This is a genomic window from Ruania rhizosphaerae, from assembly GCF_009805705.1.
GTDB classification, from domain to species: Bacteria; Actinomycetota; Actinomycetes; order Actinomycetales; family Beutenbergiaceae; genus Ruania; species Ruania rhizosphaerae.
On sequence record NZ_VSMB01000015.1, the window covers coordinates 72,791 to 95,902 of the forward strand.

Below are 23,112 nucleotides of genomic sequence, written 5' to 3' on the forward strand. Positions count from 1 at the left end.
ACGACACACCGACATCGGTGAATCAGGGGGCGACCCATCCGTTCGGGTGACATCCCTGCAACGAGATCGTCTGCTGCTGCATCACATGCGCGACTTCTCCCGCAGCAGGACAGTCGCGGTGCTGGTGCCCGAGCAGGTGTCCCACCTCATGGGTGACCAGATAGTGCCGGTAGTCGGTGATCGTCGTCTCCGCGAGGAAGGCGTCCGTCGCACTGGACCACCGGACGGCGTTGAGCACCGCGTGGCCTTCTCGTCCGCAGGAGTACTCCCCCACCGTGCGCAACGGTGCACACATCAGGTCGGTGAGTTCGGGAGAGGCGAGCACCACCCGCATGTCCGCCTCACCGTCGGTGCGGGCGAAGACCAGATCACCCTGGTGCCCCCACCCACGGGGGTCGTTGAGAGTGGTCATGACGAAGTCACCGAATGCCTCGGCGTCGATGGCCAGCCCCTCCTCCACCTCGACCCGCACCTCGACCGTTCGCTCGGCTTCCCGCGGTGCGTCGTCATCGCCGGAAACGATGATCAACTCGCCCGAGCCCGCAGCCGGGACCTCACGATCGAGGACACCTGCCTCCCGATCTGCTCGCTCTGCGGCGGTGAGGGCCGGGGGCGACGACTCAGGAGCCGGGTCTGACTGGTTGGGATCTGGCTGCTTGGGATCTAGCTCGGACGGGTCGATCGGGGCAGCATCGGACGGGGTCACGGCCGGCGTGGGTGCCGGGGCCGGGGGCCGCTGCTGGCTCCGGCTGGCGTCGTCGGCACGTACGACGACGGATTCGTCCACCTGCGGAGCGTGTGCGGCCACCTGCCCCAGGAGCATCACACCGAGCGCCACCCCACCCGTAGCGGTCAGAGCCGCGAGGAGGCGAAGAGGACGCGGGAGGCGCATGAGTCCATCGTCTCATCTTCGAGGGACATACGATGGTGCACAGAAGCGAACCGATCACCTTCCCGCGGACTGCCGTCGCGGGAAAGCCCCGACAGAGCACGGAGAGAACGTGGACATCACCATCGGCGTCAAGCACATCAACCGCGAGCTGGCACTGGAGGTCTCCGAGGACGCGGATGCCATCGTGGCTGCCGTCAACGAGGCACTCGACAAGGCTGCCGACGGCGACTCCTCAGCCGTCCTGGACCTCACCGACGCCAAGGGGCGCCGGGTTGTCGTGCCGGTCACCTCCCTCGGATTCGTCGAGATCGGAGCGCCCACACCGCGGCCGGTGGGTTTCGGCGCCATCTGATCCTCGCCGTCACCTCTCCGTGCGATCTCTTACTGGACCCGTCTGGAGATGACGGGCCAGCCCGTCCAGCAACAGGTCGAGGGTGAACTCGAACTCGCGCTGCGAGTCGCACCAGCCGAGCGGATCCTCATCGTGATCGTGCAGTTCGGCGGCCACCATCGTCGTCAGGTGAGGGAGGCGTTCGGCCATCGCCGCGAGCTCGGCCTCGGCGGCCCCCTCGTCGACCTGCCCGCCCGAGTCGGCGGGGTTGAACAGTTCCTGCGCGAAACCTAGCGCCATGCTCCCCAGACTGTGCAACGCCTGGTGCGCCAGATGGTAGGTGAAGCCGCCACCGATCAGTACGGCAAGAATCTCCTCGAAGTACAGATACAGCGGCGCCGGGATCGTCGGCCGCGACCCGATCAACCCGGGCGCCCACGAGTGACGCACCATGACGGTGCGCGCCATCAGGCACCGCCGCCTGAGGGAAGCGTGCCAGTCCCCACTCGCTGGTGACGCGGCCGCCTCGGCCAGACCGACCTCCGTCAGAACCTCTCCGACGACGGACTCCACCAGCCCGTCCAGCAGTTCCTCCTTGTTCCGCACGTGGTGATAGAGGGACATCGCCTCGACCTCCAGGTCGGCGGCAACCCGGCGCATGGTCACCGCCTGCAACCCGTCGACATCGGCGATCCTCAGCGCCGCGGACAGCACCCGGTCGCGGCTCAGTGGTGCGCGCGCATTCCCGTCGCTCATCCGGCCTCCTTGGCTGTCGCGGTCAGTGACTCCCGACCATTGTTGACGAACCTTACGTCGTATGGTTGCCTTACGGCGTAAGACTACGACGGGAGATCGCCATGACAACGACCACACCGCCCACTCTGGGAGCGAATGAGGCCGCCGAGCTGCACACGCGCGTCCGGACGGCACGGATCACCGGGCTGCTGTACCTGGGCCTCGGGGTGACGGGGATGCTGGGCTTCATGGCGATCCGCAGCCAGCTGTTCGTCCCCGATGATGCTGCCGCCACACTGGCGAACCTGAACGCACACTCTGTCCTCACCCGATTCGGTGTCGCCTTGGAAATGGGCGCTGTCATCGCCCAGACCCTCACCGCCCTGTGGTTCTATCGCCTCTTCCGGACCGTGAGCCCGTTCGCCGCGGCCGCGCTCGCGGTCTTCGGGCTGATGAACGCCGTGGCGATCATGGGAAGCGCCACTCTCCTGGCCACCGCAGCCTCAGTGGCCGCCGACCCGGGGAGCGCAATCGCCGGGGATCCCGCCGGAACGGTGCAGCTCTCCTATGTCATCGCCGATCACTTCTGGAGTGCGGGCACGCCGTTCTTCGGCCTCTGGCTGATCCCGATGGGCCATCTGGTCCTCACCTCCGGCTGGCTGCCGGCCCCGCTCGGCTGGACGCTCGTGGTCGGTGGCGCGGGCTACCTGCTGAGTGCGTTCGTGGCCTACCTCCTGCCGGGAGCAGACACGCTCGCGGGTTTGCTCACCGTGCCCGCCACCGTGGGCGAGTTCTGGACCCTGGGATATCTGATCGCCGTCGGCGTGCGGCGCACACCGGCAGCACGGAAGGAGGCGTAGCGCACACCAACGGAGGGATCGGCACGCCCAGGCAGTAGCATGGATGGCGTACACGGTTGCCCGGTCGCCCGAACAGGTAGATCACGCGATACTCGCCAGCACGGCTGGCACTGACATTCTGCGATCGGCTACCACGACCAGGTGAGACTCGTCGACCCGCGCAGCGTGGGCGCGGGCGTGCGGCGCGATCCACCGTGAAGCGAACAGGTTCACATCCGTGACTGACAACATCCAGACCGACGAGGCTGTCGAGAATCTCGACGCCCTCGTCAGCGAAACAGTCGAGGCCGGCGAGATCGCCGACCCGCACGCCGAGGTCGCCAAGACGTTCGCCGATTTCGGCGTCCGCGACGACATCGCCGGCGCGCTCAGCGACGTCGGTATCACCCACCCCTTCCCGATCCAGGCGCTCACCCTTCCCGTGGCGCTGCAGGGCCGGGACATCATCGGCCAGGCCAAGACGGGCACCGGCAAAACCCTGGGCTTCGGCGTACCGCTGCTCCAGGGCGTGATCGCGCCCGGTGAGGACGGCTGGGACGATCTGCGTGACGCGGGCAAACCGCAGGCGCTGGTCATCGTCCCCACCCGTGAGCTCGCAGTACAGGTGGCCGGTGACCTGACCACGGCCTCGCGGCGCCGCAAGGTCCGTGTGCTCCAGGTCTACGGGGGCCGCGCCTACGAACCGCAGATCGAGGCACTCGAGAAGGGGGTCGAGGTGGTCGTCGGAACTCCCGGCCGCATGATCGACCTGCTCAAACAGCGGCACCTCGATCTCGGCAAGGTGCGCACCGTGGTGCTCGACGAGGCCGACGAGATGCTCGACCTCGGTTTCCTGCCGGATGTGGAGACCCTCCTCGCCTCCACCCCGGCCACGCGGCACACGATGCTCTTCTCGGCCACCATGCCGGGCCCGGTCATCGCGATGGCCCGCCGGTACATGACGCGGCCCACCCATATCCACGCCCACGACCCGGGTGACGAGGGCGCCACCCTCAAGACCACCCGCCAGCTTGCCTACCGTGCCCACGCGATGGACAAGGTCGAGATGCTCGCCCGGATCCTGCAGGCTGAGGGCCGGGGGCTGACGATCGTGTTCGCCCGCACCAAGCGCACCTGTGCGAAGGTGGCGGACGACCTCAACGATCGCGGGTTCGCCGCAGCGGCCATCCACGGCGACCTGGGCCAGGGCGCACGAGAGCAAGCATTGCGCGCCTTCCGCAACGGCAAGGTCGACGTGCTGGTGGCCACCGACGTCGCTGCCCGCGGTATCGACATCGATGACGTCACGCACGTGGTGAACTACCAGTGCCCGGACGACGACAAGACCTACGTGCACCGCATCGGGCGCACCGGTCGTGCCGGCAACACCGGGACCGCGATCACATTCGTGGACTGGGACGACATGCCCAAGTGGAACCTCATCGACCGCACCCTGGAGCTGGGGCTCGGCGAACCGCCGGAGACCTACTCCTCCTCCGCACACTTGTACGCCGATCTCAGCATTCCCGAGGGCACCAAGGGGCGGCTGCCGCGAGCGGCACGCACCCGCGCCGGACTCGGAGCCGAAACGGTCGAGGATCTCGGTGAGACCGGCAAGGGCGGCGGCAAGGGTCGCGGGCGCGGCCACGGACGCTCCGATGAGGGCCGGGGAGGCCGGGGCGCAGGACGTGGCGACGGCCGTGGCCGTGGTGGTGACGGACAGCGTTCGGGTGAGAGCCGCCGTCACGCGGGAAACGGTAGTGAGAACACCGGGGGTGAGGGGCAGCAGCGCCGGCGCCGGCGCCGCCGCACCCGCGGGGGCCGTCCCACCGAGTAGCACGCTCCACCGAATCACTCGGGTGAGGTTGTCGTCGATCCTGACGCCAGTACCGACGACAACCTCACCGGGACAACCATGTCGGCGGCAGCGATGGTCTCGGCGCGAGGGTCCACCCCCGAGAGCCTCAGCCCGCCAGTACGAACGCCCGCACCGCGTCGGCGATGAGTTGCACCGCGATGGCCGCCAGCAGCAGGCCCGCGATCCTCGTCACCAGAATGGTGCCTCCCTCACCCAGCACCCGGTGGATGATCCCGGCGAACCGCATGGCCAGGAACAGGCAGAGGTGCACCGCCACGATCGCGGCCACGATCGCGACCCACTCGGCCACACTGCCCTCGGACCCCTGGACCGCGAGCATCGCAGCGACGATCGCACCCGGGCCGGCCAGCAATGGCGTCCCCAGCGGAACCAGTGCCACGTTCACTTTTCCCGACGGCGTCGGTTCCTCGGTTTTGCCGGTGAGCAGGTCCATCGCCACCAGCAGCAGCAACAGGCCTCCCGAGGCCTGCAGCGCCGGCACCGAGATGTGCAGGAAGTTCAGCAGGTGCTGGCCGAACAGCATGAACACCACGATCACGCCGAATGCCACGCTGACCGCCTGCAGCGCCGCCTTCGCGCGCTGTTTGGCGGTCATGGTGGACGTCAGCGCGAGGAAGACCGGCACCGTTCCGGGCGGGTCCATGATCACGAACAACGTCAGGAACGTGGTGGCGAACAGAGTCCCGTCGATCACTGCGCTCACGGAAGCAGCACCTCCAGCGACCCAGCTGCCGCAATCGCTTCGAGCACGGCTTCCGACGACGTCTCCTCCCCCAGGCGGTTCGGCTTGCCGACCCCGTGGTAGTCACTCGCCCCGGTGACGAACAGTCCCAGCTCACCGGCGAGCGCGCGCAGCCGGGCACGGTCGGCGTCGGTGTGGTCGCGGTGGTCGACCTCCAGGCCGGCCAGACCCGCATCCGCCATCTCACGCACGACGGCGTCGGCGACGATCCGCCCCCGGGCACTCGCTCGCGGGTGCGCGAACACCGGCACTCCACCCGCGGACCGCACCAGCCGGACGGCCTCGACGGCGTCCGGGGCGTGGTAGCGCACGTAGTAGCGACTCGACGGCGCCAGGATCGAGGTGAAGGCGGCCGACCGGTCAGGCACCACACCGGCTGCCACGAGCGCGTCGGCGATGTGCGGACGGCCGAGAGTGGCACCGTCAGCCGCCTGTGCGGCGACGTCCTCCCAAGTGAGGTCGAAATCCCCGGAGAGCCGGTCCACGATGGCTCGGGCCCTACCGTCCCGTGACGTACGCGATCGCTCGAGTTCGGTGGCGAGGGGGGCATCGTCGGGATCGTGCAGATAGCTGAGCAGGTGCACGCTGATTCCTCCTGCCGTACAGGAGATCTCGGCACCGCGCAGCAGCCCCACTCCGGTCTCCGGCACCGCGGCCGCCGCCTCGTCCCACCCGGCGGTGGTGTCGTGGTCGGTCAGGGCCACCACGTCGAGCCCGGCGGTCGCAGCCTCAGCCAGCAGATCGGCGGGCGCGGAGGTTCCGTCGGACACGCGCGAATGCGTGTGGAGATCGATGCGCACACTGTTCAGCATACGAGACGAACGGGGGGGGGACCGCGTAGGTCCGTGCCCCGCACGAGTTTGCGATCATGGGTGCATGGTCTCTTCCGAGGACGTCACCGCGCCCACCGAACCGAGCGGGCATGACGAGCACGACGAGCAGAGCAACACCAGACAACAGCTCGCCGATCGCGGCTCGAACCGATCCCAGCGCCCGAGCTCGGACGCCTTCCGCACCTTCATCGCCGCCGACTGGGCACCCCGTCGTCCGGGCTCACCCTCCCGGGCCGCTGTCGCCGACCATGCCCAGGCCCGCCGGGAACGGCTCGGCGACCTCTTCCCCGGTGACCGGCTGGTGCTCCCGGCCGGGCCGCTGAAGGTCCGCTCGAATGACACCGACTACCGGTTCCGCCCCCACTCGGCCTTCGCGCACCTGACCGGGCTGGGCACGGACGAGGAGCCGGACGCCGTCCTCGTGCTGCACCCCGAGCTGGGCGGCGGTCACGAGGCCGTCCTGTACTTCCGCCCGCTCGCAGCCCGGGACACCGAGGAGTTCTACGCCGACGCCCGGTACGGGGAATTCTGGGTGGGTGCCCGGCCCACGCTGGAGGAGCTGGAGGCCCGGACAGGCATAAGCTGCGCACACATCGACGAACTCGGCGACGCTCTCGCCAAGGACGCCGGTCAGGTCCGGCTGCGGGTGGTCCCGGAGGCGGACGAGGCCGTGACCGCCCTGGTCGAGTCCGTGCGTGCGGCCACGGGTCAGGAGACCGGTGCCGAGATCATCGAGGCGCGAGCCGCCGAGGACGCTGCACTCGCTGAGGCGCTCTCCGAGCTGCGCCTGGTCAAGGACGAGTGGGAGATCAACGAGCTCCGGCTCGCCGTTGACGCCACCATCGAGGGCTTCGCCGAGATCGTCCGTGCGCTCCCTCGCGCCACCGGGCACCGCCGCGGCGAGCGGGTGATCGAGGGAGCATTCGGCGCCCACGCCCGGGAGGAGGGCAATGGCACCGGCTACGACACCATCGCCGCCGCCGGGGACCACGCCACCACCCTGCACTGGATCCGCAACGACGGCCGGGTGCGCAGCGGTGAGCTGGTCCTCGTCGATGCCGGTGTGGAGGTCGATTCCCTCTACACCGCCGACGTCACCCGCACCCTGCCGGTGGACGGTACCTTCACCGACGTCCAACGCCGGATCTACCAGGCCGTGCTCGAGGCCGCCGACGCGGCGTTCGCAGCCGCGAAGCCTGGTCTGAAGTTCCGCGACGTGCACACAGCCGCCGTGACCGTGCTGGCGCACCGGCTCGCCGAGTGGGGCCTGCTCCCGGTCAGCGCCGAGGAAGCACTCACCCCGGACGGGCAACAGCACCGCCGGTGGATGCCGCACGGGACGAGTCACCACCTCGGTCTCGACGTGCACGACTGTGCCCAGGCCCGCCGCGAGATGTACCTCGATGCCGAACTGGTGCCGGGTATGGTCTTCACGATCGAACCGGGCCTGTACTTCAAGGCCGACGACGAGGCAGTGCCGCCCGAGTACCGCGGGATCGGGGTCCGCATCGAGGACGACGTGCTGGTCACCGCCACCGGTGTGGAGAACCTCTCCGCAGCACTGCCCCGCCGGCCCGATGAGGTGGAGGCCTGGATGGCCTCGTTGCGTTCCTGAGCACGTGCCGGACACCGAACCTGCCCTCCCCGACGGCGGCCCTTCCGCCGACGAGACCACCTCACCCGACCCCGGGGCCCGGTGGGGCGGAGTACGTGGTCGCCCACGCCTGCTGGCCGCGGCGGCCGTGGGTGTGCTCACCAGCGCCGTGTATGTGCTGTTCTCCGCACGGCAGTGGGCACGCGTCGAGTCACCATCCTGGGACCTGGGCATCTTCACCCAGCTGCTGCGCGCCTACGCCGAGCTGCGCAGTCCGGTCGTCCCGATCAAGGGTGAGGGGTTCATGCTCCTCGGCGATCACTTTCATCCGCTCCTGGCGCTGTTGGCTCCCTTCTACGCCGTCGCACCCTCCGGGCTCACCCTGCTGGTGCTGCAGAACCTGCTGATCGGAATCTCAGCGGCCGTGCTCACCGGGTGCGCGGTCCGGCACCTGGGACTGGGTGCCGGTTCGCTCATCGGTCTCGCGTACGGACTCTCATGGGGGCTGCAGAGCGCCGTGGCCTCCCAGTTCCACGAAATCGCACTCGCACTCCCGTTCCTGACCGCCAGCTGCGCGGCGCTGGTGCGGCGCGACCACCGGGCTGCCGTGCTGTGGGCGTTGCCGTTGCTGGGAATCAAGGAGGATCTCGGTCTGACGGTGGCGATGGTGGGCGTGGTCGCTGCACTTCGTGGATCGCGGCGGCTCGGTCTGATGACCGTCGGCGGAGGGGTCGGGGCGTTCGTGCTGGTCACACAGGTGGTCCTCCCGGCCCTGAACCCGGACGGGGTGTGGGACTACGCCGACGATTCGATCGTGGCGACACTGCTCGCTGACCCGGGGGCCGCCGTCGGGACCTTGTTCACCGGTGCGGGCGCGAAGGCGAGCCTGGTGGTCATGGTGTTCCTGCCGACGGCGTTCCTCGCCCTACGCAGCCCGCTCGCGCTGATCACGCTGCCCACCTTCGCCTGGCGCCTGAGCTCGGACGTGCCCTTCCACTGGAGCACCGACTGGCACTACTCAGCGATCCTGATGCCGGTGGTGCTGTGCGCCACCGTCGATGCACTGCTGGTCCTGCAGTGGCGACGCTACGCCGCGGCGATCGGTGCGGGCCTGCTGGCACTGGCGGTGGCCATCACCACCCAGTTCCCGCTGTGGCGGCTCACCGACGCCGGGTACTACCGTGACTCGGCAGATGTCGCGGGCGCCGAGCAGGTGCTCGCGGCGATCCCGGACGGGGCAAGCGTCGCCACCGATATCACGCTCATGGCCTATCTGGCGCCCCGCAGCACGGTGTACTGGGTGGGCAACGTCAGCGCAGCCGTGGGTCCCGATCCGGTCGACTACGTCGTCGTGCACACCGGCTCCGGAGTGTACGGCCAGGACCCTCCGCAGGACGTGGTCGCCTATGCGACTGCGAAGTTCCCCGGAAGCGTGTTCACCGAAGTGCTCGACGCGGATGGGTTCCTGGTGGCCGAGCGGGTGGGGTGAGCCGTCCGCGAGCGGCTGCCGACTCGTCGGCTGCAGGCGGGTCCGTCGGTGTCGGGTCCGTCGTCAATTGCCCAAGGACGGCGGCTCAGCGCCACGCTCCTGCGGCAGGGTTCCGAGCAGTTCACGGGCTGCGGCCGCCTTCTCCGCAAGACACAGGATCGCGAAGGATCCGGCCACCACCTGGGAGGTGGAGGTGAAGTCACGCTTGCCGCCGGACATCGCATAGGCGATCACCGCGAACAGCATCCCCGCCCCAGCACCGAGCAGCAGGGCCGGGAGCAGTGCCGTCACGAGATCCCCACCGAAGAGGTACAGCAGAATGCCGATGAAGAAACCGAAGTAGGCACCAGAAGCCGCGCCCCGCAGCGCGACGTTCGGGTAGGTACGCCGACCCGTGATCCGCTCCACCATCTTCAGGTCGGTGCCGACGATGGTCACGGCGCTCACCTGGAACTCGCGATCTGCGAGGAAGTCGACCGCACGCTGGGCCTCGAGGTAGCTGTCATAGGTGGCGATCTCTTCACCGCGCGGCTGCATCCCGGCCCGCGGGTCGGTCGGATTCATGGCTGGCATGGGGCCATTGTCCCCCACCAGCACCGACGGTGTCATCCATGACGTCACCGTTGGGTCGAACTCCGGCGATCTCGTGCCTCGCCCATCTGCCCGTGCGGGCCCGGCTGACATAGGCTGACCACTGTGAGCACGACCACCACGCGCATCTTCGTCGCCCGGCTCGCCGGGATCGGCGTCTTCGACCCCCTCGGGGATCGCGTGGGCCGGGTGCACGACGTGGTGGTGCTGCTGCGGGTACGCCAGGCGCCACGCGCCGTCGGGCTGGTGGTGGAGGTGCCGGGCAAGCGCCGGGTCTTCCTCCCGCTCTCCCGGGTGACGGCGATCGATCCCGGCGCCGTCATCACGAACGGGCTGCTGAACCTGCGCCGGTTCCAGCGGCGTGCGGCCGAGACCCTCGTGATGGGTCAGCTGCTCGACCGCGTTGTCTCGCTGCGGGACGGCAGCGGGGACGTCACCATCCAGGACGTCGGCCTGGAGCAGCAGCGCAACCGCGACTGGCTGGTGACCAAGCTGTTCGTCAGGGACGAAAGACCTGGCACCGGTCGGCGCTTCTTCGGACGCGGGCACACGTCGGTGATCGATGTCACCGACATCACGGGGCTGGCCCCCTCAGCGGCGCAGCAGGGCGCGACAGCGCTGCTGGCGACGATGGATGATCTCAAGCCCGCCGACCTCGCGGATGTGGTGCACGATCTGCCCGAACGGCGCCGCATCGAGGTCGCAGCGGCCCTTCCCGACGAGCGGCTGGCCGATGTCCTCGAAGAGCTCGGTGACGACGACCGCGTGGCCATCCTCTCCGCCCTCGCCGCTCAGCGTGCCGCACAGGTGCTCGACGAGATGCAGCCCGACGATGCGGCCGACCTGATCGCCGAGCTCCCGACGCACAAGGCGAGCGAGCTGCTGGATCTGATGGAGCCGGACGAGGCCGAGGACGTGCGCCGGCTGCTGGTCTACGACGACGACACCGCGGGTGGTCTGATGACGACCGAACCGGTGATGCTCGGCCCCGAAGCGTCGGTGGCAACGGCCTTGGCGCACGCGCGCCGCCAGGACGTCACCCCCGCCCTGGCGGCGATGATCTTCGTCACCCGTCCCCCGCAGGAGACCCCGACCGGGAGGCTGCTCGGCGTCATCCATCTGCAACGGATGCTGCGTGAGCCGCCGCACGAGGCCATCGGTGGCCTGCTGGACAAGGACATCGAAGCCGTGGGACCGCAGGCGCCGATCGGCCGGATCACGCGGCTGCTGGCCACCTACAACCTGACGGCATTGCCGGTGGTGGACGAGCAGCGCCGACTGCTCGGCGCCGTCAGTGTCGACGACGTGCTCGACCACCTGCTCCCTGACGATTGGCGGGAGGCCGACGACGAGGTGACCGACGCGGCGATGGGAGGCAACGGTGTCTGATCGTCTCGACACGCCACGGACGAACCGTCGCCGCCTGTTCCCCCGCCGCAGGAACAAGGATGCTTTCGGCAAGGCCGCTGAGGCGATCGCCACGTTCATGGGAACACCACGGTTCCTGCTGTACATGACGCTGTTCTGTGGAACGTGGCTGGCATGGAACTCGCTCGCACCGGAGTCGCTGCAGTTCGACCCGCGGGCGCTGAACTTCACGCTCCTGACCCTGATGCTCTCGCTCCAGGCGTCCTACGCGGCACCGCTGATCCTGCTGGCGCAGGACCGGCAGACCGACCGCGACCGGGTGACGGCCGAACAGGACCGGCAGCGGGCCGAACGCAATCTCGCTGACACCGAGTTCCTGGCGCGGGAGATGGCCTCCCTTCGGCTCGCCCTGAACGACGTCGCCACCCGCGACTTCGTGCGCAGCGAGCTGCGCAGCCTGCTGGAGGAGCTGCAGGCCGAACGCGAGGTGCACGGTCTGGACGAGCAGCCAGCCGGCCCAGGCACAGAGCACCGGAGCGAGTCCACCTACCGCGGTGTATCGGGGACCACACCCACGGACGGCGGCGGCGAGTCGCGGACGTAGACTCGAGGTATGTCTGAAGCGCTCATCGCACGCGTCCGCGAAGCCATGACCTCGGTGCTCGACCCGGAGATCCGGCGGCCGATCACCGACCTCGACATGGTGCGCGACGTCGTCGTGCTCGGCGAGGGTGACGATGGTGCGGCGGTTCAGGTCACGATCGCCCTGACGACGTCCGGCTGCCCGCTGCGCGAGACCATCACGCGGGACGTCACCAACGCATCCGACGCCGTCGAGGGTGTCGCGCGCACCGAGGTGAGCATGACCGTCATGACGGACGAGGAGCGCACTGCCCTGCGCACCAAGCTCCGTGGTGGGATGGCCGAGCCGGTGATCCCGTTCGCGCAGCCGGACAACCTGACCAAGGTCTACGCCGTGGCTTCCGGCAAGGGCGGGGTCGGCAAGTCCACGGTGACGGCGAACCTCGCCGCCGCGATGGCCGCCGAGGGTCTCAAGGTGGGCGTGGTGGATGCCGATGTGTACGGCTTCTCGTTGCCTCGGATGCTCGGAGTCGAACTCCCGCCCACCAAGGTGGACGACATGATCCTCCCGCCGGTGGCCGGCGACGTGAAGGTCATCTCGATCGGGATGTTCACCGAACCCGGCCGCGCCGTCGTCTGGCGTGGCCCGATGCTGCACCGGGCGTTGCAGCAGTTCCTGGCAGACGTGTTCTGGGGTGACCTGGACGTGCTGCTGCTGGATCTGCCCCCGGGCACAGGCGACATCGCCATCTCGGTGGCCCAGCTGCTGCCGGACGCTGAACTGCTGGTCGTCACCACACCACAGCTGGCCGCCGCGGAGGTCGCCGAGCGGGCGGGGGCGATGGCGCAGGCGACCAAGCAGCGGGTGGCCGGGGTGATCGAGAACATGTCCTGGATGGTGCAGCAGGACGGTTCACGCTTGGAGGTCTTCGGCTCCGGTGGGGGCCAGCGGGTCGCCGAGCAGCTCTCTGAGACTCTCGGCGCCGAGGTTCCCCTCCTGGGGCAGGTGCCGCTGGAAGTGGCACTGCGTGAGGGCGGAGACTCGGGAGCCCCACTGGTCACCTCTGACGACGACTCCGAGGCCGCGACCGTACTTCGCGACGTGGCACGCACTCTCGGGACACGCCAGCGCGGCCTCGCGGGGCGCAAACTGTCGATCTCCCCCGTCGGCTGAACCTCAGGTGGCTTCGTCGTCGAACGGGGCGCCGTTCGCGAGCGGACTCTCAACCGTCTCGGTCTCGGTGGCCGCACCCTCGGTCGCGGTGGTCACGCCATCCTCGGCGCCATCCTCCGCCATCTCCTCGGACACGTCCTCGGTGCTCGTGGCAGTCGACGCAGCCGCTGACGTCGCACCAGCCGCTCGTGCCGCACTGGATGTCGACCGGTTCCGTGTGCCCGTGCCGCTGGGCTTGGTCCGGGAACCATTCGGGTTCACCTCGTCCAACAGGGCATCCCGCACGATCCGCCGCGGGTCATACTGACGCGGGTCGAGCTTGGTGAAGTCCAGGTCGGCGTCCGGTCCGAGTTCCTCACGGATCGACTCGGTGGCTCCCCGGGCCATGTCACGCAGGGTGCGCACCAGCCGCGCGAGCTGCTCGGCGTACTTGGGCAGATGCTGAGGACCGATCAGGATCACCGCAACGACTGCGATGATCAGGAGCTCCTCGACGTTCATCTGCACAGGAGCAGCCTAGCCTCAGCGAACGGGTGCCCCGTGCATCCGCACTGACTCAGAGATCGCACGGATAAGGCGAAGCCTGCTATACGTCGCCCCAGCACGCACCTCTCACTCACTCTCCTGCTCCCCGAGGGTGACCTCCACGTCACGGTCGGAACCGTCCTCACGGACGGTCAACGTGACGACGTCACCGGGAGCGTGTGCCCGGATCTTGACGATCAGCTCATCGGCAGAGGTCACCGGCTCAGAGTCGATCGCGACGATCACGTCACCGGGTTCCAACCCGGCTTGCTCCGCGGGCCCGCCCGGCACCAGCGGCGGAAGATCGGCGTCGGAGCCCTCCGTCAGGACCTGTACTCCTTCGCCCTGGTACTGGCCATCCAGCGTGGCTCCGATGATGGGGTATGTCGCGGTACCGGTCTCGATGAGCTGCTCAGCCGTCCGGCGCACCTGCGTGCTGGGGATGGCGAATCCCAGGCCCACACTGCCGGCAGCCGTGGGCGAACTGGCCGTCGAGGCGATTGCGGAGTTCACCCCGATCACCTGCCCGGCGGCGTTGACGAGCGGGCCGCCGGAGTTGCCCGGGTTGATCGCGGCATCGGTCTGGATGGCGTTGAGGAATGATGCGCCCTCCTCACCAGGTACGCTGACCGGTCGGTTCAGTGCGCTGACGATCCCCGCAGTCACCGTGCCTTCCAGACCGAGTGGTGCGCCGATCGCCACCACCGGGTCACCAACCCGCAGGGCGTCGGAGTCACCGAGTACCAGCGGCTCCAGGCCATCGACGTCCACATGCAGGACCGCAAGGTCGTAGTCCACGGTCGAACCGACGACGTCGGCCTCCACCTGGTTCCCGTCGGAGAGCACCACGGTCACTTGTTCGGCCGTGGTGATCACGTGGTGGTTGGTCACGATGTAGCCATCCTCGCGCAGCACGAATCCGCTGCCCGAGCCACCGGCGCCCCCGGTACGGGTACGGATGTAGACGGTGCTGGGTAGCACGTCCGCTGCGATCGCGGCGACCGATCCCTCAGTGAGCTCCCGGTCCGGTGGTGCCGACGATCCTGCCGGGTCAGGCAGGCTGGCGTCGGGAGTCGTCATCAGCCGGGCGCCACCGATCGCCCCGGCGATCAGCCCGATGAGCAGGCTCAGCAGCATCAGCAGTGCGACCATCCCCCCTGGCACGCCACGCCGACGGCGAGCAGGGACAGCGCTCAACTCCTCTGACCGTGAAGACACACCCGGTGCGGCCGAGGCTGCTCGTGGTGGCTCCGGGGTGGAAGCGGCCGCGACTGGCGAACCCACCGATGTGGTGAGTTCGCGCGGCGGCTCGGGTGGGTGCCAGGTCACGATCCGGCCAGCAGGACCTGCAGACCGTTGGTGAGACGATCCACGACTCCCGGGGACTGACCGTCGCCAAGCTCTGCGATGAGCGCGTGCGCCGCAGTCGGATCCTCACCCGAGGAGACTGCGACGACCGATCCGCCGCACTGCGCGACCCACCAGTCGCCGGCGACGTGGAATACCTCGTGCCCACCGATGATCACCGGTTCCAGCGCTGCGGTCATGGCCGGGTCGAGCACTCCGTGCTGCTCTGTCACGTGGACCACGCCGGCGTCACCGGCGATGTCGAGCTGCAGAACAGGGGCTCCGGCATCGGGATCGTCGATCACCGCGACGTTCTCCACCCGCATCCCGGTCGGCAGCCGATCCGGGGCAGACCAGCCGGCCGCCGCCATCCAGTCCAAGACGGTCCCGGAGAGTTGCTCACGACCAGGCCCGGAGATCCCTGTAGCGCTGGAGGACCCGACGGCACTGGAGACTTGGCTGCCGGCGAGAACCGCCGGATCCTTGAGCTGAGGAACCATCGCCGTCAGGTCATCGACCGAACGCTGCTGACCGCCGAGGACGAACAGCGCCACGACGAAAACCCCCACCGAGGCAACCGCGCCGGAGACCACCCGCAGCCGGGTGCTGCGCACCGCACGTTCCACCTCACCGGAACCGGCGAACCGACCGGAGGTGCTGTCCGGGATGCTCAGGGCCAGCAGACGTTCGGTCAGATCGGGACCAGCCGGGATCGCCTGGGCCGACCGCGCCGTGTCGCGGCAGGCCCTCTCCGCCTCCACCTGGGCACGGCACGCCGCGCAGTCGGACAGGTGCTGTTGTGCACGCGCCGCTCTGGTGGGCGTGAGTTGGCCGTCGACGAAGGGTGAGACAAGGGGACCCAGGTGGCTCACAGGGCGCCCTCCGGCCGGAGAACGGGTGCGGGTTCGGCGGCACGCGGGCTCGGGGCTCGGTGAGCCAGCGCCTTGCGCAACTGGGCCCGACCGCGGTGGATCCGTGACCGGACAGTTCCCATCGAGACATCCAGGACGGCGGCGATCTCCTCATAGGAGAGGCCCTCGATATCACAGAGCACGACAGCGGCACGGTATTGCGGTTTCATCCCGTCCAGTGCGGCTTGGATGTCGGAGTCGAGGTGGTCGTGTTCGAATCGCCGCTCCGGAGAGCCGGACTCCCCGGAAGCCGGCACCCGCTCGGCGGCCGGTCCCAGCGCATCGAACCGGATCCGCTTCTTTCGGCGCTGCCCGTCGAGGAACAGGTTCGTGGTGATGCGGTGCAGCCACCCCTCGAACGTGCCGGGCGAATACGAGTTCAGCGAGCGGAACACTCGCACGAACACCTCTTGCGTGAGGTCTTCGGCATCAGCGCGATTGCCGGTCAGGCGGTACGCCAGCCGGAATACCCGGTCGGAGTTGTCGCGGACGATCTGTTCCCAGGTAGGAGGCTGCCAGAGTCCGTCGGCGCGCCCGGCATCGGCGGCCAGGTGGTCGGCGGTCGGCAGCGGCGATGTGGTGTCCATGACATCACCCATGCTACGTCGGCAACCTGGGAACTTCCTGAGAAGACGGTCCGGCCACCACCATCAGCCCGGCTCCCACAGCCCAGGAGTCTTCTGGGACCAGCTTGCAGACCTCTGCTGGGCGCCTCCCGGCCCGCGCGGCTCCTCGGCGCTACCATCGGGGCACCCGTCCGCTGCTCTCGCCGCACCCCCTGGAGGCCCACCATCGCTGCCGACAAGGCCCAGAGCTGGGCCTACACCGAGGACTTCCTCGTCGAGACCGAACCGATCCAGGCTGCCCGCGGCCGCGCCGAGGAGCTGGGCGTCACACCCGTCTCGCCAGGGACTGGTGCGGCGCTGCGCATGCTCGCGGCGGCGGCGAAGGCACATGCGGTGGCCGAGGTCGGAACCGGGACCGGGGTCTCGGGCCTGTGGCTGCTCGAGGGGATGGCGACCGACGGGGTGCTGACCACGATCGACGTCGAGGTGGAGCACCAACGCGCCGCGAAGGAGGCGTTTGCGACCGCGCAGGTGCGCTCCACGCGCACGCGCACCATCTCCGGCCGGGCCCTCGACGTCCTGCCCCGGCTGGCGGACTCCGCCTACGACATGGTGGTCATCGACGGCGACCCTGCCGAGACCTCCGACGACGCCGATCAGGCGATCCGGATGCTGCGCACCGGCGGGATCCTCGCCGTCACGGATGCGCTGTGGCACGACCGGGTGGCCGACCCGGCCCGGCGCGACGAACAGACCGTCGCGATGCGCGAACTCGGCCGCCGGATCCGCGAGGACGAGCGTCTCCTGCCGAGCCTGCTGCCCGTGGGTGACGGGCTACTCGTGGCGGTACTCCGCTAGGAAGTTCCGCCAGGCGATACCTGCTGGCGGAACCTCTGACACGCTCAGGTATGGGGCCAGGATCACCCGGCTCGAAATAATTCACGTGCCTACCCTCGTTAGGATGAACTGACTGCCTGCGGGGGCCTTTCCCCTGCCGCAGTCCCCCTGTGCCGCCTGCCTCGGTCCCTCTTCTGCTGCGGAGCCATCCTGTGAATGCTGATACGACAACTGTGCCTGCCCAGCCAAGCCGGGCCGAGGAGATCGACCCCGCAGGCTTGAAGGTGATCTGGCTGCTGTTGGCGGCCGCGTTCGTGGCCATCCTCAACGAGACCACGATGGCCATCGCCATCCCCGAGCTGAACCGGAGTCTCGGCATCCCCCCTGAGCAGGGTCAGTGGCTCACGAGTGCCTTCATGTTGACGATGGCCGTGGTGATCCCGACGACCGGATTCCTCATCCAGCGGTTCACCACCCGGCAGATCTTCCTGGCAGCGATCACGTCATTCGTGCTGGGGACCGCGATCTGCCTCGTCGCGCCGGGTTTCCTCACCCTTCTCGCCGGCCGGGTGGTCCAGGCGGCCGGTACCGGCATCATGCTGCCGCTGTTGATGACGACCATCATGAACGTGGTGCCTGCCCACTCCCGCGGCCGCATGATGGGGCGTGTGGGGATGGTCATCGCCCTCGCCCCGGCGATCGGACCGACGCTCTCAGGTGTCGTGCTCGACAGCCTCGGGTGGCGCTGGCTGTTCGGGATCGTCCTGCCCATCGCACTGGTCGCGATGACGCTGGGGGCGCGCTGGCTCACCAACCTCGGAGTCACCACCCGAGCGCCGATCGACGTGATCTCCATCGTGCTCTCCGCTCTCGCCTTCGGAGGCATCGTGTACGGCCTGAGCCGGCTCGGTGGCGGGCACGGTGGTGAGTCGGGCGGTGCATCGAACGGCGGCGACGTCCTGCCCTGGTCCGCCGTCGCCGCGGGCGTGGTGTTCCTCGGCGTCTTCGTCTGGCGCCAGCTCGCGCTGCAGCGCCGCAGTGCCGCGCTGCTCGACCTGCGGGTGTTCACCTCACGCAACTACGTCATCGCGGTCATCATCATGTCCATCGTGGCGCTGTCGATGTTCGGCACGTTCTCGCTGCTGCCGCAGTATCTGCAGAATGTGGTCGGGCTGGGCGCGACCCAGTCGGGACTGGTGCTCCTGCCGGGTTCGGTCATCATGGGACTGCTCGGCCCCCTCATGGGACGCCTCTACGATGCGCGTGGCCCCCGCACCTTGCTGGTGCCCGGGACGATCCTGATCACGGCTGCGATGTTCGTGTACTCGAGCGCCGATCTGCAGACGCCGGTGGCGTTGCTGGTGTGTACGCAGATCGCCATGTCGCTGGGCCTGGCCGGTTCGTTCACTCCGCTGTTCTCAGCTTCGCTGGGCTCGCTCGAACGCTCGCTCTACTCGCACGGCTCCGCGGCGCTGAACACGTTGCAGCAGGTCGCCGGTGCGGCAGGGACCGCGCTGCTGATCTCGGTCTACTCCACCGCGCTGCACGCCGGGCGGGCCGAGGGGCTGTCCGTGGCCGAAGCCGGCGCACCCGGCGCCCAGAACGCGTTCTTCATCGCCGGCTGCATCGCCGCGGTTGCCGTGGTGCTGGCGTTCTTCATCACCAAGCCCGAGGAGTCGGACGCACCGGTCGCCGCTGAGCACTGAGCACTGAGCACTGAGCAGCCAGCCCTGAGCAGCCAGCCCTGAGCGGAGGACGTCGGCGGGAAGACGTGGTGCTGCCCGGCAGGAACGTGGTGCTGCCGGCAGGATGTGAGGCGACCTACCAGTCCAACGCCTGCAACCAGCGCAGCAGCAGCCGCGCTCCGAACCCGGTGGCCCCCTGACTGACCTCGTGCTCATTCGCGGCCGCGCGAGCCGGCCCAGCAATATCCAGGTGCGCCCACGGTTGGTCACCGGCGAAATGCTGGAGGAAAAGAGCAGCCGTGATCGAGCCGCCACCGACCTTCGCGTCGGTGGCGATGTGGGAGAGGTCGGCGACGTTCGACTCCAGAGCGCTGCGGTACTCCTCCACCAAGGGCATCGCCCACACCTGTTCTCCCGAGCGCACGGCCGCTGCTTCCAGCTCCTGCCGGAGAGCGTCGTCGGTCGCATACAGTGCCGCGTGGCGCTTGCCGAGGCCGAGGCTCGCGGCCCCGGTCAGTGTCGCCACGTCCACGAGCGTGGACGGCTGATACTCAGCACGGGCCCAAGCCATCGCGTCGGCGAGCACCATCCGTCCCTCGGCGTCGGTGTTGCCGATCTCCACGGTGGTGCCATCGACCATGGTGATGACGTCACTGGGGCGGTAGGACGAGGCGCCGATCGCGTTCTCGGCCAGCGGCAGCACCCCGACCACCCGAACTGGCAGTCCGGACCTGGCGGCACCCAGCACCGCACCGAGAACCGAGGCCGCACCGGCCATATCGGTCTTCATCGGGATCATCGCCTCGCGCGGCTTCAGCGAGAGCCCTCCGGTGTCGAAGGTGATCCCCTTCCCCACCAGGACCACCGGCGCACGATCGGTCCCGGATCCGGGGTGCTCCACGGTGACCAGCCGCGGCGGAGACACCGATCCACCTCCGACGGCGAGGATCCCGCTGAGACCGTGCTCGGCCAGCCAGTGCTCGTCACGGACCTGCACCCGCAGCCCGTGCTCACGGCCCAACTCGACAGCCTGATCGGCCAGCCACTGCGGAGACTTGATGTTCGAGGGAGCCGCAGCAAGCCGACGGCTGACGAGTGTGGTCTCGGCGGCAACGCACCCGTCGTTCACCGCGCCCTGGACATCCGTGTCCGCTGCGGAGCAGATCGTGACCTGGCCGACCGGGGCCGGTTGCTCACGACGACCGACATAGGGCGGCACGTAGGCACCGAGCTGCACGCCTTCGACCACGGCCGTCAGTGCGTCACCGGTCATCAGGTCACCGGTGGCGAGCACCACGTGCTCCCGGCCGCGCGTGCTGCGTGCAAGGACAGCACCGGCCCGACGAGCAGACCGCGGCGCCCCGTCCCCGATGCCGAGGAAGATCACGCGCCGGGGAAGCCCGTCCCACATGGGCACCGACGGCAGCGTCACCGTGACGGCCTCACCGGCTACGCCGCTCGCGCCGGCCTCGGCAGCCCAGGCCGCCAGATCGGTCTCGTACCCCGGCACCTCGGCGAGACACACACCCGGCTGAGCTGCGCCGTCGTGATCTTCAGGGGCGACGGCGAGCGCCAGCGTGACCTGATCGCCCCAGTCGATCAGCTGCTGCCGGGTGAGGGCAGATGGTCCGGTGGTCAGTGTAGGGGGGTGGGGCATCCTCAGCCGGCGACGGCGGTCAGGGCAGCGCTCAACTCGTCGGCCTCGCTCGGCTTGAGTTCGACCACGAGGCGACCACCACCTTCGAGCGGCACGCGCATGATGATCCCACGGCCCTCCTTGGTGACCTCGAGAGGTCCGTCACCGGTTCTGGGCTTCATGGCGGCCATGGGGGTTCTCCCTTATTTCTTCCTCGCGTGATGCGCCCTCGCCGGTCGCGGGCGTGTCATCCCCCGCGCGACCTGGTGTGGAGCTCTTCGGTACCCATTCTATGTCAGGTGTGACGCGGGACTCCATCACATGGCCCACGAACGGGTACGGATTCTCCCGGTCACCGGGGTAGGGATCGCCCATCGAGGCCGGCCATCGCCCGCTGGAGACGGCGGCCGCAACGACCGCGACGAGTGCGCAGACGCCGAGCAGCAGCCAGCTGACCCAGGTGATCCACACGGGTTACTCCGGCCCGCTGGCTCCGGCGCGCGCAGCCGCCTCGGCCGCGGCAGCCATCTCCTCACGGCGCCGGCTACGGTTGGCGCGCACGACCACGTCCACCGCCTCGGCAGGGTCGTCGGTGACGTGGAGCAGGTCGAGGTCGTGCTCGGAGATCGTGCCGCGCTCGGCGAGAGTGCCGCGGATCCAGTCCACCAGCCCGCCCCAGAAGTCGGTGCCCACGAGCACGATCGGGAACCGCTTCACCTTCTTGGTCTGCACGAGCGTGAGGGATTCGAACAGCTCGTCCATGGTGCCGAAACCGCCCGGCAGCACGATGAATCCCTCGGAGTACTTCACGAACATGGTCTTGCGGGCGAAGAAGTACCGGAAGTTGACGCCGAGGTCCACATAGCGGTTCATTCCCTGCTCGAAGGGAAGTTCGATACCCAGACCCACGGAGATTCCTTCCGCGTCATAGGCACCTTTGTTCGCCGCCTCCATCACCCCGGGGCCGCCGCCGGTGATAACCGCATATCCGGCCTCGACGATCCGCCGTGCGATGTCCTGTGCGAGCTCGTAGTCGGGCTCGTCGGGCTTGGTGCGGGCGGATCCGAAGACGCTCACGGCGGGCCCGAGCTCGGCGAGCGCGCCGAACCCTTCGACGAACTCGGCCTGGATGCGCAGCACCCGCCACGGGTCCGAGTGCACCCAGTCGGTGCCGTCCGAGGGTTCCAGGAGGCGCTCGTCGGTCGTCTTCTCCGGGATCTGCCGGCCACGCAGCTGGACCGGTCCCTTCCAGTACTGACCGGTACGGGTGTGCTGCGGCTCGGTGGTCATGAACGCTCCTTCGTCTCGCCGGAGGGCTCACCGGCCGGCGTGGTCAACCAGGCGGCCAGGGCGGCCGCGCAGGTACGGATCTGGTCGGTGGGGACGTGCTCGTCGTCAGCGTGCGCAAGCGAGGGGTCACCGGGGCCGAAGTTGACGGCCGGGATCCCGAGCTCGGTGAACCGGGCCACGTCCGTCCAGCCGTACTTCGGGCCCGCCTCACCCCCGGTGACGGCGGTCACGGCGTTCAGGAAGTCCTGTGCAGCCGGCGCGTCCAGACCGGGGCGTGCGCCTGCGGCAGAGTCGGTGAGCTCGATCTCGAAACCGTCGAACAACTCCCGCACGTGCTGGTACGCCTCATCCACGGTCGCCGAGGGGGCGAACCGGTAGTTCACGGTCACCACGCACTCGTCCGGGATCATGTTGGTGGCGATGCCACCACGGATCCCGACGGCGTTCATCCCCTCGCGGTAGACCAGACCGTCCACCTCGACCTCAGCGGGCGGGTAGGCGGCGAGCCGGGCGAGGATCTCGTGGGCGTCGTGGATGGCGTTGTGTCCCTTCCACGCGCGGGCCGAGTGGGCGGTGGTGCCCCGGGTGCGGACCTCCACGCGGAGGGTGCCGTTGCATCCGCCCTCGATGCCCCCGGCCGTGGGTTCGCCGAGGACCGCGAAGTCGCCGGCGAGCCAGTCCGGGTGGGTGCGTACGACCCGGCCGAGGCCGTTCTTGGTGGCCTCGACCTCTTCGTTGTCGTAGAACACCCAGGTGACGTCGACCACCGGGTCGGTCAGGGTGAGAGCCAGGTGCAGTGCGACGCCGACGCCACCCTTCATGTCGACGCTTCCCCGGCCCCAGAGGATCTCCGCGCCCTCACGGTGGAGCAGCTGGGTGGGGAGGTTGTCCTGGATGGGGACGGTGTCCAGGTGTCCGGCGATCACCACGCGCCGGTCGCGGCCCAGATGGGTCCGCGCCACGATCGTGTCACCGTCGCGGTGGACATCGAGATGGTCGGCGGTCAGCAGCAGGTCTTCGACAGCGTTGGCAAGCATCGCCTCGTCCCCGCTGACGCTGGGGATGTCGCAGATCGCCCGGGTCAGGGTGACCGGGTCGACCTCACGCGGGTCAGGCAGTGCGGCGGGGGTGTCGGGCATGGTCCGAGCCTAACCACCCGCAGACCTGGCTGGTGCGCGCCACGAGGGTGGCATGAGTGTCGCAGAACGGCGCCCAATGTCAAGTGGTCGTTGCGACAGTGAGGAGTTGGTTGAGGGCTTGGGCGGG

23 protein-coding genes and 1 pseudogene are annotated in these 23,112 nt (G+C 68.9%); 10 read left to right on the forward strand and 14 right to left on the reverse strand.

Annotation, left to right across the window (positions count from 1 at the left end):
- Window positions 1-22: 22 nt before the first annotated feature.
- Window positions 23-892, reverse strand: a complete 870-nt coding sequence (locus tag FV560_RS17360) for a DUF3152 domain-containing protein (RefSeq protein WP_235020196.1) — start codon at window positions 890-892, stop codon at window positions 23-25.
- Window positions 893-1,001: 109 nt separating this feature from the next.
- Between FV560_RS17360 and FV560_RS17365 the strand changes: the two genes are divergently transcribed.
- Window positions 1,002-1,244 (forward strand): DUF3107 domain-containing protein, encoded by a 243-nt coding sequence (locus tag FV560_RS17365; protein ID WP_159622832.1) that lies wholly within the window; start codon window positions 1,002-1,004, stop codon window positions 1,242-1,244.
- A gap of 9 nt (window positions 1,245-1,253) precedes the next feature.
- Here the strand turns inward: FV560_RS17365 and FV560_RS17370 are convergent, their stop codons facing one another.
- On the reverse strand, window positions 1,254-1,979 hold the full coding sequence (locus tag FV560_RS17370; protein ID WP_159622833.1) for a TetR/AcrR family transcriptional regulator C-terminal domain-containing protein: 726 nt from the start codon (window positions 1,977-1,979) through the stop codon (window positions 1,254-1,256).
- Between the two features lie 101 nt (window positions 1,980-2,080).
- Here FV560_RS17370 and FV560_RS17375 point away from each other — a divergent pair, with 101 nt between their 5' ends.
- Complete coding sequence (locus tag FV560_RS17375) at window positions 2,081-2,818, forward strand: DUF4386 domain-containing protein (RefSeq protein WP_200837768.1); 738 nt, start codon at window positions 2,081-2,083, stop codon at window positions 2,816-2,818.
- Between the two features lie 217 nt (window positions 2,819-3,035).
- A complete protein-coding gene (locus FV560_RS17380; RefSeq protein ID WP_420853387.1) occupies window positions 3,036-4,634 on the forward strand; it encodes a DEAD/DEAH box helicase in 1,599 nt (532 codons plus the stop codon).
- Between the two features lie 127 nt (window positions 4,635-4,761).
- On the opposite strand, the gene FV560_RS17385 is transcribed toward FV560_RS17380, so the two are convergent.
- Window positions 4,762-5,379: a MarC family protein gene (locus tag FV560_RS17385; protein ID WP_159622834.1), complete on the reverse strand. Its 618-nt coding sequence runs from the start codon at window positions 5,377-5,379 to the stop codon at window positions 4,762-4,764.
- Window positions 5,376-6,218: a PHP domain-containing protein gene (locus FV560_RS17390; protein ID WP_200837770.1), complete on the reverse strand. Its 843-nt coding sequence runs from the start codon at window positions 6,216-6,218 to the stop codon at window positions 5,376-5,378. Before FV560_RS17390 ends, FV560_RS17385 begins: the two co-directional genes overlap by 4 nt.
- 76 nt (window positions 6,219-6,294) lie before the next feature.
- On the opposite strand from FV560_RS17390, the gene FV560_RS17395 reads away from it, so the two are divergent.
- Together FV560_RS17395 and FV560_RS17400 are read left to right on the forward strand one after the other, a co-directional pair.
- A complete protein-coding gene (locus FV560_RS17395) occupies window positions 6,295-7,866 on the forward strand; it encodes an aminopeptidase P family protein (protein WP_159622836.1) in 1,572 nt (523 codons plus the stop codon).
- A 4-nt stretch (window positions 7,867-7,870) separates the two neighbouring features.
- The gene (locus tag FV560_RS17400) at window positions 7,871-9,334 is read left to right on the forward strand and encodes a DUF2079 domain-containing protein (protein WP_159622837.1); all 1,464 of its coding nucleotides are present in this window, start codon (window positions 7,871-7,873) and stop codon (window positions 9,332-9,334) included.
- A 63-nt stretch (window positions 9,335-9,397) separates the two neighbouring features.
- Here FV560_RS17400 and FV560_RS17405 read toward each other — a convergent pair whose 3' ends face one another.
- A complete protein-coding gene (locus FV560_RS17405) occupies window positions 9,398-9,907 on the reverse strand; it encodes a YflT domain-containing protein (protein ID WP_159622838.1) in 510 nt (169 codons plus the stop codon).
- 123 nt (window positions 9,908-10,030) lie between these two features.
- Here FV560_RS17405 and FV560_RS17410 point away from each other — a divergent pair, with 123 nt between their 5' ends.
- From FV560_RS17410 to FV560_RS17420, 3 genes are read left to right on the forward strand one after another with little or no spacing between them, the layout of a single operon-like run.
- Window positions 10,031-11,314 (forward strand): magnesium transporter MgtE N-terminal domain-containing protein, encoded by a 1,284-nt coding sequence (locus FV560_RS17410; protein ID WP_159622839.1) that lies wholly within the window; start codon window positions 10,031-10,033, stop codon window positions 11,312-11,314.
- Window positions 11,307-11,897, forward strand: a complete 591-nt coding sequence (locus FV560_RS17415) for a DUF1003 domain-containing protein (protein WP_159622840.1) — start codon at window positions 11,307-11,309, stop codon at window positions 11,895-11,897. Before FV560_RS17410 ends, FV560_RS17415 begins: the two co-directional genes overlap by 8 nt.
- Before the next feature lie 9 nt (window positions 11,898-11,906).
- A complete protein-coding gene (locus FV560_RS17420; RefSeq protein WP_159622841.1) occupies window positions 11,907-13,049 on the forward strand; it encodes an Mrp/NBP35 family ATP-binding protein in 1,143 nt (380 codons plus the stop codon).
- 3 nt (window positions 13,050-13,052) lie between these two features.
- Here the strand turns inward: FV560_RS17420 and FV560_RS17425 are convergent, their stop codons facing one another.
- The 5 genes and pseudogenes from FV560_RS17425 to sigE all read right to left on the reverse strand — a co-directional run bounded on the left by FV560_RS17425 (window position 13,053) and on the right by sigE (window position 16,419).
- Complete coding sequence (locus FV560_RS17425; protein WP_159622859.1) at window positions 13,053-13,550, reverse strand: twin-arginine translocase TatA/TatE family subunit; 498 nt, start codon at window positions 13,548-13,550, stop codon at window positions 13,053-13,055.
- A gap of 111 nt (window positions 13,551-13,661) precedes the next feature.
- Entirely contained in the window at window positions 13,662-14,771 is a 1,110-nt protein-coding gene (locus FV560_RS17430) for a S1C family serine protease (protein ID WP_235020197.1), read from the reverse strand.
- A gap of 128 nt (window positions 14,772-14,899) precedes the next feature.
- Window positions 14,900-15,682, reverse strand: a complete 783-nt coding sequence (locus FV560_RS17435) for a hypothetical protein (protein WP_235020198.1) — start codon at window positions 15,680-15,682, stop codon at window positions 14,900-14,902.
- Window positions 15,683-15,727: 45 nt separating this feature from the next.
- Window positions 15,728-15,793: pseudogene (locus tag FV560_RS20700) on the reverse strand (hypothetical protein); the annotation flags it as partial.
- Window positions 15,790-16,419, reverse strand: coding sequence for an RNA polymerase sigma factor SigE (gene sigE / locus FV560_RS17440; RefSeq protein ID WP_200837772.1), 630 nt, complete (start codon window positions 16,417-16,419; stop codon window positions 15,790-15,792). The gene sigE and the pseudogene FV560_RS20700, both read right to left, overlap by 4 nt.
- Between sigE and FV560_RS17445 the strand changes: the two genes are divergently transcribed.
- Both FV560_RS17445 and FV560_RS17450 read left to right on the forward strand, forming a co-directional pair.
- Window positions 16,384-17,256, forward strand: a complete 873-nt coding sequence (locus tag FV560_RS17445; protein WP_476748643.1) for an O-methyltransferase — start codon at window positions 16,384-16,386, stop codon at window positions 17,254-17,256. The two genes, sigE and FV560_RS17445, sit on opposite strands and share 36 nt — an antisense overlap.
- Before the next feature lie 212 nt (window positions 17,257-17,468).
- Window positions 17,469-18,941 (forward strand): MDR family MFS transporter, encoded by a 1,473-nt coding sequence (locus FV560_RS17450; protein ID WP_235020199.1) that lies wholly within the window; start codon window positions 17,469-17,471, stop codon window positions 18,939-18,941.
- A 115-nt stretch (window positions 18,942-19,056) separates the two neighbouring features.
- On the opposite strand, the gene FV560_RS17455 is transcribed toward FV560_RS17450, so the two are convergent.
- The 4 genes from FV560_RS17455 to dapE form a co-directional block, all read right to left on the reverse strand.
- Window positions 19,057-20,577: a leucyl aminopeptidase family protein gene (locus tag FV560_RS17455; RefSeq protein WP_159622845.1), complete on the reverse strand. Its 1,521-nt coding sequence runs from the start codon at window positions 20,575-20,577 to the stop codon at window positions 19,057-19,059.
- 2 nt (window positions 20,578-20,579) lie between these two features.
- Window positions 20,580-20,747 carry a DUF3117 domain-containing protein gene (locus FV560_RS17460; protein WP_159622846.1) on the reverse strand — a complete coding sequence of 56 codons (168 nt, stop codon included), beginning with the start codon at window positions 20,745-20,747 and terminating at the stop codon, window positions 20,580-20,582.
- A gap of 283 nt (window positions 20,748-21,030) precedes the next feature.
- Window positions 21,031-21,846 (reverse strand): LOG family protein, encoded by an 816-nt coding sequence (locus FV560_RS17465; protein ID WP_159622847.1) that lies wholly within the window; start codon window positions 21,844-21,846, stop codon window positions 21,031-21,033.
- On the reverse strand, window positions 21,843-22,985 hold the full coding sequence (gene dapE / locus FV560_RS17470) for a succinyl-diaminopimelate desuccinylase (protein WP_159622848.1): 1,143 nt from the start codon (window positions 22,983-22,985) through the stop codon (window positions 21,843-21,845). The genes FV560_RS17465 and dapE overlap by 4 nt, the downstream gene beginning before the upstream one ends.
- Between the last annotated feature and the right edge of the window lie 127 nt (window positions 22,986-23,112).

What these genes read in the sequence shown, in the direction of transcription:
- FV560_RS17360 (WP_235020196.1), bottom strand. Translation starts at nt 892, where the DNA reads ATGCGCCTCCCGCGTCCTCTTCGCCTCCTCGCGGCTCTGACCGCTACG.
- FV560_RS17370 (WP_159622833.1), bottom strand. Translation starts at nt 1,979, where the DNA reads ATGAGCGACGGGAATGCGCGCGCACCACTGAGCCGCGACCGGGTGCTG.
- FV560_RS17375 (WP_200837768.1), top strand. Translation starts at nt 2,081, where the DNA reads ATGACAACGACCACACCGCCCACTCTGGGAGCGAATGAGGCCGCCGAG.
- FV560_RS17395 (WP_159622836.1), top strand. Translation starts at nt 6,295, where the DNA reads ATGGTCTCTTCCGAGGACGTCACCGCGCCCACCGAACCGAGCGGGCAT.
- FV560_RS17405 (WP_159622838.1), bottom strand. Translation starts at nt 9,907, where the DNA reads ATGCCAGCCATGAATCCGACCGACCCGCGGGCCGGGATGCAGCCGCGC.
- FV560_RS17420 (WP_159622841.1), top strand. Translation starts at nt 11,907, where the DNA reads ATGTCTGAAGCGCTCATCGCACGCGTCCGCGAAGCCATGACCTCGGTG.
- FV560_RS17425 (WP_159622859.1), bottom strand. Translation starts at nt 13,550, where the DNA reads ATGAACGTCGAGGAGCTCCTGATCATCGCAGTCGTTGCGGTGATCCTG.
- sigE (WP_200837772.1), bottom strand. Translation starts at nt 16,419, where the DNA reads ATGGACACCACATCGCCGCTGCCGACCGCCGACCACCTGGCCGCCGAT.
- FV560_RS17455 (WP_159622845.1), bottom strand. Translation starts at nt 20,577, where the DNA reads ATGCCCCACCCCCCTACACTGACCACCGGACCATCTGCCCTCACCCGG.
- FV560_RS17460 (WP_159622846.1), bottom strand. Translation starts at nt 20,747, where the DNA reads ATGGCCGCCATGAAGCCCAGAACCGGTGACGGACCTCTCGAGGTCACC.
- FV560_RS17465 (WP_159622847.1), bottom strand. Translation starts at nt 21,846, where the DNA reads ATGACCACCGAGCCGCAGCACACCCGTACCGGTCAGTACTGGAAGGGA.
- dapE (WP_159622848.1), bottom strand. Translation starts at nt 22,985, where the DNA reads ATGCCCGACACCCCCGCCGCACTGCCTGACCCGCGTGAGGTCGACCCG.